This is a genomic window from Parasphingomonas halimpatiens (genome assembly GCF_036663795.1).
Taxonomy (GTDB): Bacteria; Pseudomonadota; Alphaproteobacteria; order Sphingomonadales; family Sphingomonadaceae; genus Sphingomonas.
The window spans coordinates 1-14,467 of record NZ_JAXOJP010000026.1 but is presented as its reverse complement, the minus strand read 5'-3'; the positions used below and the strand labels follow the sequence as shown (position 1 = coordinate 14,467).

Genomic DNA, 14,467 nt, shown 5'->3' with positions numbered 1-14,467 from the left:
CGACCTGATAAAATGAACGGCCGCGACGTGTGTTGCCCTACTGCAACACGCGAGAAAATTCCGTTTCGGCCATTTACACGGCTTACGCTGCGTTGCAGCGTCAACCCATGATGTGGCTGGCGTCGTTGTCGCCACACGTCGTCGGCGAGGGGCCGACAGATTGTACATTTGGGGAGTCAATACAGATGAATTTTTCGCAAAGGAACCGCACGCTTTGATTCCGCAGCGGTGTCGCGCCGCTCGCGCTTGTGCTTGTGCTTGCGATCGCAGCGCAACCAGCCTTTGCCCAGACGGCTGCGACTCCGGCCCCGGCAGCGGCCAAGGCCAGCGCGGACGACAACACCGCTGACGTCGTCGTCACCGGCTCGCTGTTTCGTCGCGCAAATACCGAGACTCCTTCACCCGTAACGGTTCTTACGTCGGAAAGCCTCTCGCGCGCCGGCATCACGACCGCGACCGACGCGATCCGCTCGATCTCGGCTGACCGCGCCGGTTCGATCGGCACGGGCTTCCAGACCGGCTTCTCCGCCGGTGGTTCCGCCGTGTCGCTGCGCGGCCTCGGCGTTTCGTCGACGCTCGTGCTGGTGGACGGCCTGCGCTCGACCAACTTCCCGATCAACGACGACGGCCACAACGCCTATGTCGATCTCAACTCGATCCCGTTCAGCCTGGTTGACCGCATCGAAGTGCTGAAGGACGGCGCCTCGTCGACCTATGGTGCCGATGCGATCGGCGGCGTGGTCAACATCAAGCTCCAGAAGCACTTCACCGGTGTGTCCGGCTTGGTCGAGGGCGGTGTTGCCTCGCGCGGCGATGCGGCGCACCAGCGCGCCGAGCTGACGCTCGGCTATGGCGATTATGCCGAGAAGGGCTTCAACGTCTATATCAACGGCGAATATCAGCGCGACGGCCGCGTCACCAGCAGCAGCCGCGGCTTCCCGTACAACACGCAGGACCTGACCTCGATTGGCGGCGCCGACAACAACACGGCCGACCAATCCCTGGTGGTCAACACGCCAACGGCTTATGTCACCCGCGTCACCCAGAGCGACCTCAACAATCCGCTGAGTGGCATGGTCGGCTCGCCGCTTACCAACCAATACACGGCGCTTGGGCTAAACAACTGCGCCCGCGAAACCTATACGGTAACCAGCGGCAGCGCGCAGGGCACGGGCTGCAAATATGACATCACCGACCTGTATCGCGAGTTGCAGCCGCTGCAGGAGCGTTATTCGGTCAATGGTCGAATCAGCTTCCGGCTGTCGGACAATATCGAAGGTTATGTGACCGGCAGCTACAGCCGCAGCTATGTCAGCATTCACAGCCCGCCTTCGGCCATCCGCCAGACGCAGCCGTTCGGCGCCGCGCCGCTCGTCGCATCGTCGAACCCGGGCATCGTGCTTCCGGTCTATATCTGCTCGAGCGGCGTCAATTGCTCGACCGCAGCCGATCGCACGCTGAACCCGAACAACCCCTACGCCGCAGCTTTTGCCGCCAATCCGTCCAACGGCGCCGCACGCATCTATTATCTGTTCAGCGACATCCCGGCGGGTAGCGATCGGACCAACTCGGTCTATCGCTTCACGGGCGGCTTGAAGGGTAGCTTTGCCGGTGACTGGAACTGGCAGATCGATGCCGTCTATGCGCGCGACAATCTCAGCATCACGCAGCACGGCCTGATCAACATCGCCGCGCTGGCAAAGGCGATCAACACGGGCTCGTATAATTTCGTCAACCCGTCGCTGAACAGCGCTGCGGTTCGTGCGGCGCTCTCGCCGGACAAGACGACGCCGTCCTTCTCGGAGATGTACAGCCTCGATGCGTCGATCACCAAGGTTCTGGCAACCCTTCCGGGCGGTCCGCTTCAGTTGGCGCTGGGTGGGCAGGTCCGCCGCGAAAAGCTCGAGAACAATAACCAGAACGTCAATCTCGATACCTATGGCCTGACCACGGCATCGGCCTTTGGCCAGCACACCGTGGCCGCCGCCTATTTCGAACTCGACGCGCCGGTGTTCGAGCAACTCGACGTCAACCTGTCGGGCCGCTACGATCATTATTCGGAAGGCTTCGGCCACTTCTCGCCCAAGGTCGGCGTGAAGTTCACCCCGATCAAGCAGATCGCGTTCCGCGGCACCTATTCGCAGGGCTTCCGCGCACCGACCTTCGCTGAATCCGGCCCGCGCAGCCAATATGCCGGTTTCGTGACCACGACCCCGCCGTGCGCCTTCATCCTGGCGCATGGCGGTTCGGGTACGCTGGCCAGCTGCTCGGCCAACGGCAACCCCTACAACAACGCCTATTCGCTGGGCCGCGGCGTGGCGGGCAACCCGAACCTGAAGCCGGAAACCTCGCGCAGCTTCACGCTGGGCACGATCATCCAGCCGGTGCCGTGGCTGAGCCTGACGGTCGACTATTACAACGTGAAGAAGTCGAACCTGATCGTTGCTGGCCCGGACATCGGCAAGGCCGTCTCGGCATACTTCGCCGCTGCCAATCCGGCCGCTGCTGCCGCAGCTGTCGCTGCCGTTGGCCCGGGTTATTCGGTCAATACCGCTGATGGTGCCGATCCGTTGTTCCCGTCAGCGCTGCCCCGCGTGCTGATCATCAACGTGCCCTATGTGAACGCAAACTACGCGATCACGTCGGGCATCGATTTCGCGGCAACGGCGAGCATCCCGCTCGGCGGCGACGTGAAGTTCACCAGCCGGATCGAGGTCACGCACACCCTCAAATACGATCTCCACACCAACAGCGGCGACGTTCAGCACTATGCCGGCACACTCGGGCCGTACGATCTTTCGTCCGGCAACGGCACGCCGAGCTGGCGCGGCAACTGGCAGAACACCCTTGCGGCCGGACCGTACTCGCTCAGCCTGACCGCCTATTATGTTGGCCGGATCAAGGAAGTCGGGACCGACCAGGGCAACCTGTCGACCGACTGCTCGGCAAACCTCTACAAGACGCCGAGCGATGCGACGGGCAACAGCTTCTGCTACGTTCGTCCGTTCATCACGACCGACCTGAACTTCACCGCACGGGTGCATGACGACTTCACGTTCTTCTTCAACGTGAAGAACCTGTTTGACGCGCATGCCCCGATCGCGCCGGCAGCCTATGCCAGTGCGCCGAACTTCCTGACCACGTGGCACTATGCCGGCCTGATCGGCCGCCAGTTCCGCGCGGGCGCGACGTTTAAGTTCTGAATTTCCGACCGGCCCGGCGCAGCCTGGCCAGGAACGATATGTGGGAGGGGCGGTCCGAAAGGGCCGCCCCTTTTACGTGACAGGGATTGCGCTACGCGCTCCTGCGTTATCGGCAGCGGGACACCAGAACGCGCTCGGCCAGCGCGAAGGTCAGGTCGACGCTCTGCACAGCAAGGCAAGTTTTCGCAGTCACTTGGACTTTCGACGCAAGCCGTGGCGTAGCCGCAACGACCGCTACCGCGTCAGGGCTCGCCGGCACCTGCGCCGGGCTTGTCTCCCGGCAGCCGGAAATGGGTTGCGAGATAGTCGCGCAAGACCATTTGATCGAGGTGCCTATGGGCGGCAGATCGCCGCATGGCAGGGTCGACAATCGCGACCCAGTCCTGGTCGGGCGCGGCCGCCAGCGATGCGGCAATGCCGATTGCATGAGGCGTTGCCCCAGCGACTCTCGCCCGCAGCGTTTGCGCCGTCGCGACGACGCCGCGCGCCTGGTCGAGGGTGACGTCGCCCTTGTGCAGCCGCTTCAGCAGTGCGCAGGCAAAATTACGGCAGATGCGCGGACGCGCCGCATAGATCGAACAGCAGCGATCAATGAGCTTCGTGCATGGTTGCCTGAAACGGGGCTCGTCGCCGCGCTCGATCGCCAGGCCGAGTTGTTCTAGCGGCGCAATCTCGACGGCATCGACCCTTACCGCTTCGAACAACGACCCGTCGCAGCAAAGGCCGCACGCCGTGCACAGCGTCGCATTACGCGCGGATATGTCAGGTCCTGCGGCCGCGTCGCTCCCCATGGCGACGTCGATACAGCGCGCGTGTGAGGATGGCGACTCGCGACGCTCAGCCCCGAGTCAGCGCCGCTACGCCGGGCAGATCCTTGCCCTCCATCCATTCGAGAAACGCGCCGCCGGCGGTCGAGACGAAGGTGAAGTCGCCGGCCGCACCCGCCTGGTTGAGCGCCGCGACCGTGTCGCCACCGCCGGCGACCGAGACGAGCGAGCCATCGCGCGTCAGGGCTGCTGCGGTGCGGGCCAGCGCGACCGTCGCCGTATCGAAGGGCGGAGTCTCGAACGCGCCGAGCGGACCGTTCCAAACCAGCGTGCGGCAGTTTTTGAGCACGTCGGCGAGCGCTTCGGTCGCGGCGGGGCCGATATCGAGGATCATCTCGTCGGCCGCTACCTCGTGCACATTGACCGTGCGCGTCGGCGGGTTGGCGCGGAATTCCTTCGCGACGACCACATCATAGGGAAGATGGATGGTGCAGTTGGCGCGCTCGGCGGCGTCGAAGATCGCCTCGGCGGTGCCGGTCAGGTCATGCTCGCACAATGACGTGCCGACATCGACTCCACGCGCGGCGAGAAAGGTATTGGCCATGCCGCCGCCGATGATCAGATGATCGACTTTGGTGACGAGATGCTGGAGCACGTCGAGCTTGCTCGACACCTTCGCGCCGCCGACGACGGCTGCCACGGGGTGTTCGGGGTTGCCGAGCGCCTTGTCGAGCGCAACGAGTTCGGCCTCCATCGCGCGGCCGGCATAAGCAGGCAAGACATGCGCCAGCCCCTCGGTCGACGCATGGGCGCGGTGCGCGGCGGAGAAGGCGTCGTTGACGTAGATATCGCCGAGTTTGGAGATCGCCGCGACGAACGCAGGATCATTCTTCTCTTCGCCGGCGTGGAAGCGGGTGTTTTCGAGGATCGCGATATCACCGGGTTGCAGCTTCGCGACCGCCGCGGCGGCGGTATCGCCCTGGCAGTCATCGATGAAACTGACCGGACGTCCAACTACTTCACTGTACGGACGCACGACTGGAGCAAGCGACATTTCCGGGACGCGCTGGCCCTTGGGTCGACCGAAATGCGCGAGGATCAGCACGATCGCGCCCTTGTCGGCGAGTTCGGTAACGGTCGGCAAAGTCGCTGTAAGGCGGGTATCGTCGCTGACCACCCCATCGACCATCGGCACGTTGAGATCTTCGCGGACGAGCACGCGTTTGCCGCGAATATCGCCGATATCGTCGAGCGTCTTGAAGGCCTTGGTCATACTTCCTCGATCCTGATTTCATCGTCGATGGCGATCCTGCCGCCATGTAACACCTTGGCCGTCACGCCACCACGCCAGTCGGGCAAAAGCACGGCCTTGAGGCCAGGCGCGATGCTTTCCATGCGGCTGCACGGGTCGCATTCGCCGGTGATCCGGACGACGACGTCTGCGCCGATACGCAACAGCGCACCGCGTTCCCTCGGTAAGGAAACGCCCTCGACCAAGAGGTTGGCGCGGCGTTCCTGCCACGGAATGTCACGCCCGAGTTCCGCCATCGCAGCGTCCCACTGGCGCCGTTCGATCAGCGTGATCTGGCGTCGGCCCCTGCCGCCGGGCTTGACCGCGCCACGGAAGTCGCCAGCGATGCCGGCGTCCAGCGTGACATCGGCATGATCGATCAACTCCATCGCCGCCTTGGGACGCGGATGGCGGGCGATCCCGGCCAGCCTGCCAGTCATCGTTGCTGCGCCGCGACGCCGGCGACAGCCGGACTATCTCCGTTCCCGGGAGACGCCGGCTCTCGCGGGCGCGACGGAATCAGCTGACGGCGCACCGCGTCAGATGAACTTTGCCATTGCCCCGGCGGTATCGACCATGCGGTTCGAAAAGCCCCATTCATTGTCGTACCAGCTGACGACGCGGACCAGCTTGCCGTCGAGCACCGCGGTCTCGAGGCTGTCGACGGTCGAGCTGGCCGAGGTGTGCATCAGATCGATCGAGACGAGCGGCTCGTCGGTGTAATCGAGGATGCCGACCAGCGGCCCGCTTTCGGACGCCGCCTTGAGGATGGCGTTGACCTCTTCCTTCGTCGTGTCGCGCTTGGGCGTGAAGGTCAGGTCGATCAGGCTGACATCGGGCACCGGCACGCGGATCGCCGAGCCGTCGAGCTTGCCCTTGAGTTCGGGCAGCACCTCGCCGACCGCGCGGGCGGCGCCGGTGGTGGTCGGGATCATCGACATCGCTGCGGCGCGGGCGCGGCGCAGATCGGGATGGATCTGGTCGAGGATCTTCTGGTCGTTGGTATAAGCATGCACCGTGGTCATCAGCCCCCGCTCAATGCCGATCGCGTCGTTGAGCACCTTGGCGACGGGCGCGAGGCAGTTGGTGGTGCACGAGGCGTTCGAGACGATGGTGTGGCCGGCCTCGAGCTTGTCGTTGTTGACGCCGAAGACGACCGTCAGGTCGACGCCCTTGCCCGGCGCGGAGATCAGCACCTTCTTGGCGCCGGCGTCGAGATGCTTCTGGCAGCTCTCGCGATCGGTGAAGAAGCCGGTGCATTCGAGCACGATGTCGATGCCCAGTTCCTTGTGCGGCAGGTTCGCGGGGTCGCGCTCGGCGGTGACGCGGATATGCTTGCCATCGACGACGAGGTCATTGCCCTCGGCCGAGACCTTGCCGGGATATTTGCCGTGGACGCTATCGCGCGAGAACAGCCAGGCATTGGCCTTGGCGTCGGCGAGGTCGTTGATCGCGACCAGTTCGAGCCCGGTATCGCCGCGCTCGAGCAGCGCGCGTGCCACAAGGCGACCGATGCGCCCGAAACCGTTGATTGCAACCTTGACCGTCATCGTGACTCCCCTCGCCGTGGCGATGCCGACGGGGTCGCGCGCAAAAGGGTTCTGGCGCGACGATGGTCGGCGATTCTGTAAAGCGCGCGGTCTTTGCGGTGGGCTGCGCCTCACGTCAACCGCGACGAGGCAAATCGATCTTGCCCGCCCTGAAAGCCATGCTATCCCGACCGCCGTGGCAGATGACAATAATATTTCAGCGCTCGACCGGATCGATCGCGCGATCACGCGGATCGAATCGATCGTCAAAGGGCAAGCGAAGGCTGACGCCGCGCTATCGCGCCGCCATGAAACACTGCGCCATCGTGTGAGCCAGGCAATCGCCGCGCTCGACACGCTCATCGATCAGGGATCCGACGCCTGATGGCCGATGTCACGCTGACCATCGGCGACCGCCGCCATACCGTCGCCTGCCGCGATGGCGAGGAAGACCAGCTGCGCCGGCTGGGCACGATGCTCGACGCGCATTGGCCGACGGCCCAGCGCGCGGCCGGCAATGTCGGCGGCGAACGCGCGATGTTGTTCGTCGCGCTGATGCTCGCCGACGCGCTCGACGAGGCCGAGCGCCGCCCGCCCGGCGCCGCGGAAAGCGCCGTTGCCGTCCGCATTGCGGAGAAGCTCGAGGCGCTCGTCGCGACCCTTGAGAAAAGCGCCGCGAATCCCTAGATGGGTAGGTGGCGGGCACTGCCCGGTACGAGCCTTTATTATCCCTGAGGCTATTCATCATCCAAGGGGGCTGTCCCTGCCCGGATCCTGGTCCGAAGCACATGGTCCCCACCTGACGTACCGTGCGTCAGAGGATAACCCGGCAAACGGCCACGGCGGTCCCGCCACCGCTTCTTCACGGATATCGCCATGATCGAGGACAAGGTGGCGCTACGCGCGCGGATGCGGGCGGCGCGAATCGCCTTTGCCGCGCACGCCGATCGTGCGCCGGTCCCCTCGCCCGCCTTTCTCTCTCGACTCGCTCCCGGCCTGACCGTCGCCTCCTATGTGCCGATGACGGGCGAGGCCGATCCTGCCGCGCTGGCGCGTGCAGCAGCCGATGCCGGGTGCGTGATCGCCCTGCCGCACGTGACGACGCGCGCCGCGCCGCTGCGCTTTCTGGCGTGGGACAGCGAGGTCGATCTCGTCCCCGGCCCGTTCGGGCTGCACCAGCCGCATCACGACGCACCGGCGCTGGCGCCCGACATCGTGCTGACGCCGTTGGTGGCGTTCGACGCAGCGCTCAACCGACTCGGCCAAGGCGCGGGCTATTATGACCGGGCGTTCGCCGCCTTCCCGCAGGCGTGGCGAATCGGTATCGCCTGGTCGATCCAGCGCGTCGACGCGCTGGCCACCGAAGCATGGGACGTGCCGCTCGACGCGGTCGCGACCGAACAGGAATGGATCACACGATGACCCCGAGCTGGCGCAAACCCTTTGGCATGCTGCTGATCCTGCTGATCATCGCGCTGTGGGTGATCGGCGTGGCAAGCCTGTCGCGGATCGTCGGCAACTGGCCGACGCTGGTGCAGCTCGGCTTCTACCTGATCACCGGGATCGTGTGGATCTGGCTGCTGCCGATGCGGCGCATCCTGGCGTGGATGGAAGCCGGCACCGAGCGGTGAACTTCATTCCGAAAGGGGAATGGCGCGAGTGACGGGGCTCGAACCCGCGACCTCCGGCGTGACAGGCCGGCGCTCTAACCAACTGAGCTACACCCGCTTGGAAAGCGTGAGGCGGCGCAACTAGGCGAGCCGCCATACCCTGTCAACCGCTGCCGTCATCCGTATCGTCCCTGCGCCCGAAACGCGCGCGGCGCTGTTGCGTCAGCGTGCCGTGCTCGAACAGGAAACCGGCGATATCGGGCTTGCCGGCGGCACCGATGACGGTCTGCAGGATGATCAGCAGCGGTACGGCGAGCACCGCGCCAGGCGTGCCCCACACCCAGCTCCAGAAGCTGATCGAGATGAGGATCAGCACCGGGTTGATGGTCAGACGGTGGCCGACGATCAGCGGTGTGATCGCATTGGCCTCCAGCAGGTGACAGCCGATCATGATCGCGGCGGGAAGCACCGCCACCCAGATGTCGCTGAAGGTCATCAGCCCGCCGACCGCGAGCAGCATGGCAGCGGCGATCGGGCCGAAATAGGGCACATAGTTGAGCAGCGCAGCGATGCCACCCCACATCACCGGATAGGGCATGCCGATCAGCCACAGCGCGAAGGCGATGATCGCGCCGAGCGAGGCGTTGATCAGCGTGATGGTGCCGAGATAGGCGGCGGTATCGTCGACAACGTCCTGGATGACGCGGGCGGTGGCCATCGCTCCACCGAAGCTGGCGCGGTTGTTGATCGTCTGGCGCCGCAGCTTGGTCCAGTGCGACAGGAAGAAATAGACAACGAGGATGCCGAAGAAGATCTGGATGAAAATGCCCGGCGCAGTGGTCGCGGCGAGTTCCAGAATCGAGCCCGGCGGGCTCACCGCCGCGGTGGGCGAGGGCTTTACCGGGCCGGTCGCGGCAAGGTGGCGTACCGTGCGGTTCACGCTCTTTTCGAGCGAGGCGTAGAGCTCGATCAGTGGCGCGAGGTTCATCTGGATGCGGTCGATGCGCTCGGGAAGCTTGCGGAAGAATTCGGTCGCGGGGATGACGATGGCGACGACCGCCAGGACCGCCGCCGCGACGAAGAACAGCACACAGGCGAAGGCGGCGATCGGCGACGGGATGCGGTGCCGCTCGAGCCATTCGAGAATCGGCACCAGCGCGATGGCGATGACCAAAGCAGCGGTGGTCGGCAGGAAGAATTCCGCGCCTTCCTTGAGCGCGAAGGGCATGGCGATGGCGAGACCGAGCCCGGCGATCAGCGTGAGCGCGGCGAACAGGCGATCGCGGCGCTGGGCGACGCGCTCGGCATCCGCGCCCTGCTCGTCATGGGGCAAGCCGAAAGAACCGCTATTGTCGTTCTGATCCACCATGTCTCCTGTCCTAGCGGCATTCCCCTCGCGCGCAATGATCGCTAGCTTCGTTTCATGCGCGACCTCATTCTCGTCATCGACGAAGGCACCACCTCCACACGGGCAATGATCTTTGCCCCCGACGGCGCCGTCCGTGCGACGCACGGCATGGAGCTTACCCAGCATTATCCCGCGGCCGGCCGCGTCGAGCATGACGCGACGGAAATCTGGGACCGCACGCTTGGCTGCTGTCGCACCGCGATCGAATCAGCCGGCGGCGCCGAACGAATCGCCGCGATCGGCATCACCAACCAGCGCGAAACGGTGGTGTTCTGGGACAAGGTCAGCGGCGAACCGCTCGCCCCGGCGATCGTCTGGCAGGACCGGCGCACCGCCGCGATCTGCCGCGCGCTGAAGGACGATGGCGAAGAGCCGGGGGTACAGGCCAAGACCGGGCTGTTGCTCGACCCCTATTTCTCCGGCTCGAAGATCGGCTGGGCGATGAGCAACTGGCCGCAACTGGCCGAGGCCGGCGAACGGCTGGCGGTGGGCACGATCGACAGCTGGCTGATCTGGAAGCTGACCGGCGGGCTGCACGTGACCGACGCGACCAATGCCAGCCGCACCGCGCTGATGGCAATCGGCAGCGGGCATTGGGACGACGGGTTGATCGAGCTGTTCGGCGCGCCGCGCGCCGCGCTGCCCGAAATCATCGATTGCGCCGGGCGGTTCGGCGAGACGACCTTGTTTGGCGACGCGATCCCGATCTGCGGCATCGCCGGAGACCAGCAGGCGGCGACGATCGGTCAGTCGTGCCTCGCGGTCGGCGAGACCAAGGCGACCTTCGGCACCGGTGCGTTCGTGCTGACCCAGGCCGGCGCGACCCCGCCGGTATCGCGCAACCGGCTGCTGTCGACCGTGGTGTGGCAGATCGGCGGGCGGCGCGCCTATGCGCTGGAAGGATCGGTGTTCGTCGCCGGCAGCCTGATCAAGTGGCTGCGCGACGCGGTCGGGCTGATCGGCACGGCGGGCGAGACCGAGGCGCTGGCGCGATCGGTCGCGGACAATGCCGGCGTCTATCTCGTGCCCGCGCTGTCGGGCCTTGGCGCGCCGTGGTGGGAGGCCGAGGCGCGTGCGGCGATATCGGGGCTGAGCTTTGCCAGTTCGCGAGCGCATATCGTGCGCGCAGCACTGGAGGCGATGGCGCATCAGGCGCATGACCTGAAGACCGCCTTCGCCGCCGACGGCGTCGACTGGACGACACTCAGAATCGACGGCGGGATGGTCGCCAATGACTGGATGGCACAGGACCTTGCCGACATGCTCGACGTCGCGGTCGAGCGGCCGGCCATGGCCGAGACGACCGCGCTCGGCGCGGCGATGCTGGCGGGCGTCGGCTGCGGGCTGTTCGACGACCTGGCGGCGGCGAGCGCGATGCGCGGTGCGGTCAAGCGCTTCACGCCCGACTATGATTCGGTGCGGCGCGACGCGCGATTGGCGGGGTGGGATAAGGCAGTGCGCTCGGTGATCGCGAACGCCGCGGCAACCTGATCAGGGTTTCCCCGGGTCCTTGGGGGGCGGCGCCACAGGATCCTGCGAGGGTTGCGGGGAGCCTGCCGCGGGACTTTGGGCCGCAGGACTCTGGGCTGCGGGGCTCTGGGCCGGCTTGGCCGGCGAGCCGGCAGACTGATCGGGGAAACGGTCGGGGATGCCGGGTGTCCCGAAGGGCACGGACGGTCCACCGGGCTGATCGAAACTGGGATAGCCCGGATTTGCACCCGGCGGCAGCGGCAGGAGGCGACCGTGGTCGCGATCGCCATTGCCATAGGGGGTGAACGGGCGCTCGCCGGGGATCGGCATGCCGAGTCGCTGGGCGAGCAAAGGGAAGAGCAAGGCGCGCAACTGGCCATAGCCGCGCTCCGACAGCAGGAACGGCCCGATCGGCGGCTGGCCGGCGGCGGGGACGAACACCGCGCGCATCGGCTGGGTTACCGCCACGGTACGACCGCCGGCGGTCACGTCGATCGCGCCGGGGCCGAGCCGGCCCTGAGTTCGAGCACCCGGACCACGCAGCAGGATCAGCGAGGCGGTTGCGGGGTCGCTGCGCACGTTGGGGCCGACCGCGTCCTCGCCTGCGGCGATTTCCGCCGCGGCCTGGCCGACCACGCCCTCGACGATCGTGCCGCGCACGCCGATCGAGGCGATTGGGGTGTTGATGCTGGTCGTGCCGGGCCGATCGGTGCGGCCCGACATGAAGCGGAACGCCCCCTTCACCACCGACGCGCTCATCGACCGCGCGCCGCGCACCGGGTCATAGACAAATCGGTCGATCGTCACCCGCGCGCCCGAGCCGACGGTGAAGACGGTCTTGTCGAGCAGCAGGACCTGGAGCTGGCTGCGGCCGCCGGTCTGCACCTCGTCACCGAGGCCGACCCGCTCGCGCACCACCGCGACATGCGCCTGGGGCGCGCCCGCGCTCTTCAGCCGGACATTGTTGTAGACCACGGCGTTGATACCGATCGTATTGGCGTTGTCGGCGCCGATCGCGACGCCGCCGAGCGCAAGCGATGCCGTCGCCACGACGGCGGCACCGAGCGCGAGTCGCAAGCTTCGTGCCATGGTCAGCCCCTCCCCCGGATGCCGGGACCGCACGCCGCGACGACCGGCGACCAGTCGCCGCGCATGCGGCCGGCGGGCAATTCGGCGAGCTCGGCGCGCGCGCCGGCGGGATCGTCGAGCCGACACAACAGGCTGACATGGAACAGCAGCGCATCGTCGGATTCGGGATGCAGCGCGATGATGCGCTCGGTCGTCGCGACCGCGCCGACGAGATCGCCGCGCGCAACCTGTTGCCGCGCCAGCACCAGTCCGGCGGCCGGATCCACGCTGGCCTGCGACAGCGAATCGAGTTCGGCGAGCGGATCGATCTGCGCGGCAACCGGCGCCACGCTGCCGGCCACAGCGAGCCAGAATGCTGCAACTCTCCATCCGGTGGCCATGGCAACGCCTCCGCCCAGCCGTCCCCCGTCGAGTCGGCATGCAGCAGCATAGGCCGATCGCGGGCGCGCGGAAACCTGACCCTGTGACGCGGCGGCTTCGCATCTCCGGCGTGACGCGATAGGCTGACGCACGGCGCGGGAGCAGCACATGACGAACGAGACGCAACGCATCGATATCGCGACGGTTGTCGGGCTGGGTATGCTGCTGATGCCGCTGCTGACGATGTGGCACGAGATTGGCGGGCACGCGGCGGCCTGCGCCGTCCAGGGTGGCAAGGTGGTGACGATCGGCGCCTTTTATGTCGACTGCGAAGGGCTCGAGGGTTTGCCGCGCATCGTCGTGGCGATCGCCGGCGTCGCCGTCGATAGCGTTCTGGCACTCCTCGCCTTCGCGCTGTGGCGTGGCGCGCGGAGCGATCTCGCGCGGCTGGTGCTGTGGCTGATCTGGGTGACCAAGGCGTTCGTCGCGGCGGGCTATTTCTGCTTCTCGGGCGCGACGGGGGTCGGCGACCTCGGGCCGGGCGACGGCGGCGGAATCGGCCCGCTGCCCCTGCCCTATTTGTGGCGCGCCGGAGAACTGGCGATCGGCATCGCCGCCTATGTGCTGCTGGTGCGCGCCGCGATCCGCACGCTGACCGCGATGCTCGGCGATTCCCCCGCGACGGTGGCGGCGCGGCGCATCATCGCGCATGGCTATTATGCGACGATCGGCTGCGCCGCGGTGCTGGTCGGCCTACTCAACCCGCTGGGCGTGTTCATTACCATCATGTCGGCCGCAGCGTCGTCATTCGGCGGCAATGCGGGGATGATCTCGGTCGGTTTCACGGTGCCGTCGGGTGTGGAGACGAAGCCTTTCGTGATTGCGCGCAACTGGCCGGTGATCGTTGCCGGCGCGGTGGTGCTGGCCGGCTTCGCGCTGGTGCTCGGGCCGTCGGAGCATTTTCGCTAGGCGTGTTCGAGCGAAGTACGGCGCGCGGGGTTGCGAACACCTTCGTCATCCCGGATTTATTCCGGGATCCACCGGGCCGGGTTTTGAGAACCTCTCGGATTGCAGAGCTTGTGGGCCGGTGGACCCCGGAACAAGTCCGGGGTGACGAGAAGATGGCGATCCCCCCAATCCTGGCGCCTCGCAGTTGCGATCCGCGTCGTCGCCATCGAGCGATTCCGAAGCAGGGGAAAATCTCCCCTGCTCCTACCATTTTTCGCGCCGATTTTTACGTTCCGTTACATACGGTTATGAACCCGCTCCCCTGCTCCGAAAAAGCAGGGTAGAATTGCGCCGTTTGCAGGGGAGGAAAGCGCGCCTCCCAGGGGAATACCGCCCGCAATGCAGGGGTCATATTTTTCGGGCCGGACCATGCGAAAGAGCGGCCATGCATCGAGTCGAGGCACGGTACCACCACGGTTTGCGCCGATGCGGCGAATGTTGAATCGAGCTGTGCGGGTTGGTCGGCCCGGTGCACAGTCTGCTATAGCGGTCGCTCGGCAAGCCCCCAATGCATGATATTACACCAACAGCTTCATCAGCCCGTTTGAGAAGTAGCCAAAGCTCTTCTCGGGTAGCTCGGCGCCGGCTCTCGCCGTTAGCGCAATCCCCTGATTGTCTAAGAGCCCGAGCGGAAAGTGGTTGAGCGATATCAGTAGGTTGTGATTCACCGTCGTTGTCGAGACGATAGGAGAAGCAGATGGCCTGGACTGATACCGCCCGCCGGCAACATAG

15 protein-coding genes, 1 tRNA gene and 1 other RNA gene are annotated in these 14,467 nt (G+C 66.0%); 8 read left to right on the top strand and 9 right to left on the bottom strand.

The annotated features are described in order from the left end of the window. Positions 1-254 precede the first annotated feature (254 nt). Positions 255-3,203, top strand: coding sequence for a TonB-dependent receptor domain-containing protein (locus U1839_RS19945; RefSeq protein WP_332805334.1), 2,949 nt, complete (start codon positions 255-257; stop codon positions 3,201-3,203). Positions 3,204-3,445: 242 nt separating this feature from the next. Here U1839_RS19945 and U1839_RS19940 read toward each other — a convergent pair whose 3' ends face one another. The 4 genes from U1839_RS19940 to gap form a co-directional block, all read right to left on the bottom strand. Next, complete coding sequence (locus tag U1839_RS19940; RefSeq protein ID WP_332805333.1) at positions 3,446-3,994, bottom strand: YkgJ family cysteine cluster protein; 549 nt, start codon at positions 3,992-3,994, stop codon at positions 3,446-3,448. Positions 3,995-4,040: 46 nt separating this feature from the next. Beyond that, positions 4,041-5,243, bottom strand: a complete 1,203-nt coding sequence (locus tag U1839_RS19935; protein ID WP_332805332.1) for a phosphoglycerate kinase — start codon at positions 5,241-5,243, stop codon at positions 4,041-4,043. Next, positions 5,240-5,701, bottom strand: a complete 462-nt coding sequence (locus tag U1839_RS19930; protein WP_332805331.1) for an MOSC domain-containing protein — start codon at positions 5,699-5,701, stop codon at positions 5,240-5,242. The genes U1839_RS19935 and U1839_RS19930 overlap by 4 nt, the downstream gene beginning before the upstream one ends. A gap of 99 nt (positions 5,702-5,800) precedes the next feature. After that, entirely contained in the window at positions 5,801-6,811 is a 1,011-nt protein-coding gene (gene gap / locus U1839_RS19925; protein WP_332805330.1) for a type I glyceraldehyde-3-phosphate dehydrogenase, read from the bottom strand. A gap of 16 nt (positions 6,812-6,827) precedes the next feature. Between gap and U1839_RS19920 the strand changes: the two genes are divergently transcribed. From U1839_RS19920 to U1839_RS19905, 5 genes are all read left to right on the top strand, one after another. Next, a complete protein-coding gene (locus U1839_RS19920; protein WP_332805329.1) occupies positions 6,828-7,175 on the top strand; it encodes a hypothetical protein in 348 nt (115 codons plus the stop codon). Next, positions 7,175-7,477 carry a cell division protein ZapA gene (locus U1839_RS19915; protein WP_332805328.1) on the top strand — a complete coding sequence of 101 codons (303 nt, stop codon included), beginning with the start codon at positions 7,175-7,177 and terminating at the stop codon, positions 7,475-7,477. The genes U1839_RS19920 and U1839_RS19915 overlap by 1 nt, the downstream gene beginning before the upstream one ends. A gap of 12 nt (positions 7,478-7,489) precedes the next feature. Then, a non-coding RNA gene (ssrS, locus tag U1839_RS26825) (6S RNA) lies at positions 7,490-7,643 on the top strand. Positions 7,644-7,666: 23 nt separating this feature from the next. Next, positions 7,667-8,212: a 5-formyltetrahydrofolate cyclo-ligase gene (locus U1839_RS19910; protein WP_332805327.1), complete on the top strand. Its 546-nt coding sequence runs from the start codon at positions 7,667-7,669 to the stop codon at positions 8,210-8,212. Continuing rightward, positions 8,209-8,421, top strand: coding sequence for a DUF2842 domain-containing protein (locus U1839_RS19905; protein ID WP_332805326.1), 213 nt, complete (start codon positions 8,209-8,211; stop codon positions 8,419-8,421). The genes U1839_RS19910 and U1839_RS19905 overlap by 4 nt, the downstream gene beginning before the upstream one ends. Positions 8,422-8,441: 20 nt before the next feature. On the opposite strand, the gene U1839_RS19900 is transcribed toward U1839_RS19905, so the two are convergent. Together U1839_RS19900 and U1839_RS19895 are read right to left on the bottom strand one after the other, a co-directional pair. Beyond that, positions 8,442-8,518, bottom strand: a tRNA-Asp gene (locus tag U1839_RS19900). A 45-nt stretch (positions 8,519-8,563) separates the two neighbouring features. Beyond that, complete coding sequence (locus U1839_RS19895; RefSeq protein WP_332805325.1) at positions 8,564-9,769, bottom strand: AI-2E family transporter; 1,206 nt, start codon at positions 9,767-9,769, stop codon at positions 8,564-8,566. A gap of 54 nt (positions 9,770-9,823) precedes the next feature. Between U1839_RS19895 and U1839_RS19890 the strand changes: the two genes are divergently transcribed. Beyond that, a complete protein-coding gene (locus U1839_RS19890; protein ID WP_332805324.1) occupies positions 9,824-11,299 on the top strand; it encodes an FGGY family carbohydrate kinase in 1,476 nt (491 codons plus the stop codon). On the opposite strand, the gene U1839_RS19885 is transcribed toward U1839_RS19890, so the two are convergent. Together U1839_RS19885 and U1839_RS19880 are read right to left on the bottom strand one after the other, a co-directional pair. Continuing rightward, positions 11,300-12,367 carry a FecR family protein gene (locus tag U1839_RS19885; RefSeq protein WP_332805323.1) on the bottom strand — a complete coding sequence of 356 codons (1,068 nt, stop codon included), beginning with the start codon at positions 12,365-12,367 and terminating at the stop codon, positions 11,300-11,302. A 2-nt stretch (positions 12,368-12,369) separates the two neighbouring features. After that, positions 12,370-12,747, bottom strand: coding sequence for a hypothetical protein (locus U1839_RS19880; RefSeq protein ID WP_332805322.1), 378 nt, complete (start codon positions 12,745-12,747; stop codon positions 12,370-12,372). Positions 12,748-12,895: 148 nt separating this feature from the next. Between U1839_RS19880 and U1839_RS19875 the strand changes: the two genes are divergently transcribed. Further along, entirely contained in the window at positions 12,896-13,696 is an 801-nt protein-coding gene (locus tag U1839_RS19875) for a hypothetical protein (RefSeq protein ID WP_332805321.1), read from the top strand. Positions 13,697-14,253: 557 nt separating this feature from the next. Here the strand turns inward: U1839_RS19875 and U1839_RS19870 are convergent. Continuing rightward, positions 14,254-14,467 (bottom strand): hypothetical protein (locus U1839_RS19870; RefSeq protein WP_332805320.1); only part of this gene is annotated, 214 nt, incomplete at its 5' end.

Bases quoted from the DNA above. Each gene is read 5' to 3' on its own strand.
- U1839_RS19880 (WP_332805322.1), bottom strand. From the start codon at position 12,747: ATGGCCACCGGATGGAGAGTTGCAGCATTCTGGCTCGCTGTGGCCGGC.
- U1839_RS19940 (WP_332805333.1), bottom strand. From the start codon at position 3,994: ATGGGGAGCGACGCGGCCGCAGGACCTGACATATCCGCGCGTAATGCG.
- U1839_RS19915 (WP_332805328.1), top strand. From the start codon at position 7,175: ATGGCCGATGTCACGCTGACCATCGGCGACCGCCGCCATACCGTCGCC.
- U1839_RS19910 (WP_332805327.1), top strand. From the start codon at position 7,667: ATGATCGAGGACAAGGTGGCGCTACGCGCGCGGATGCGGGCGGCGCGA.
- U1839_RS19905 (WP_332805326.1), top strand. From the start codon at position 8,209: ATGACCCCGAGCTGGCGCAAACCCTTTGGCATGCTGCTGATCCTGCTG.
- U1839_RS19890 (WP_332805324.1), top strand. From the start codon at position 9,824: ATGCGCGACCTCATTCTCGTCATCGACGAAGGCACCACCTCCACACGG.
- U1839_RS19875 (WP_332805321.1), top strand. From the start codon at position 12,896: ATGACGAACGAGACGCAACGCATCGATATCGCGACGGTTGTCGGGCTG.
- U1839_RS19885 (WP_332805323.1), bottom strand. From the start codon at position 12,367: ATGGCACGAAGCTTGCGACTCGCGCTCGGTGCCGCCGTCGTGGCGACG.
- U1839_RS19935 (WP_332805332.1), bottom strand. From the start codon at position 5,243: ATGACCAAGGCCTTCAAGACGCTCGACGATATCGGCGATATTCGCGGC.
- gap (WP_332805330.1), bottom strand. From the start codon at position 6,811: ATGACGGTCAAGGTTGCAATCAACGGTTTCGGGCGCATCGGTCGCCTT.
- U1839_RS19895 (WP_332805325.1), bottom strand. From the start codon at position 9,769: ATGGTGGATCAGAACGACAATAGCGGTTCTTTCGGCTTGCCCCATGAC.
- U1839_RS19930 (WP_332805331.1), bottom strand. From the start codon at position 5,701: ATGACTGGCAGGCTGGCCGGGATCGCCCGCCATCCGCGTCCCAAGGCG.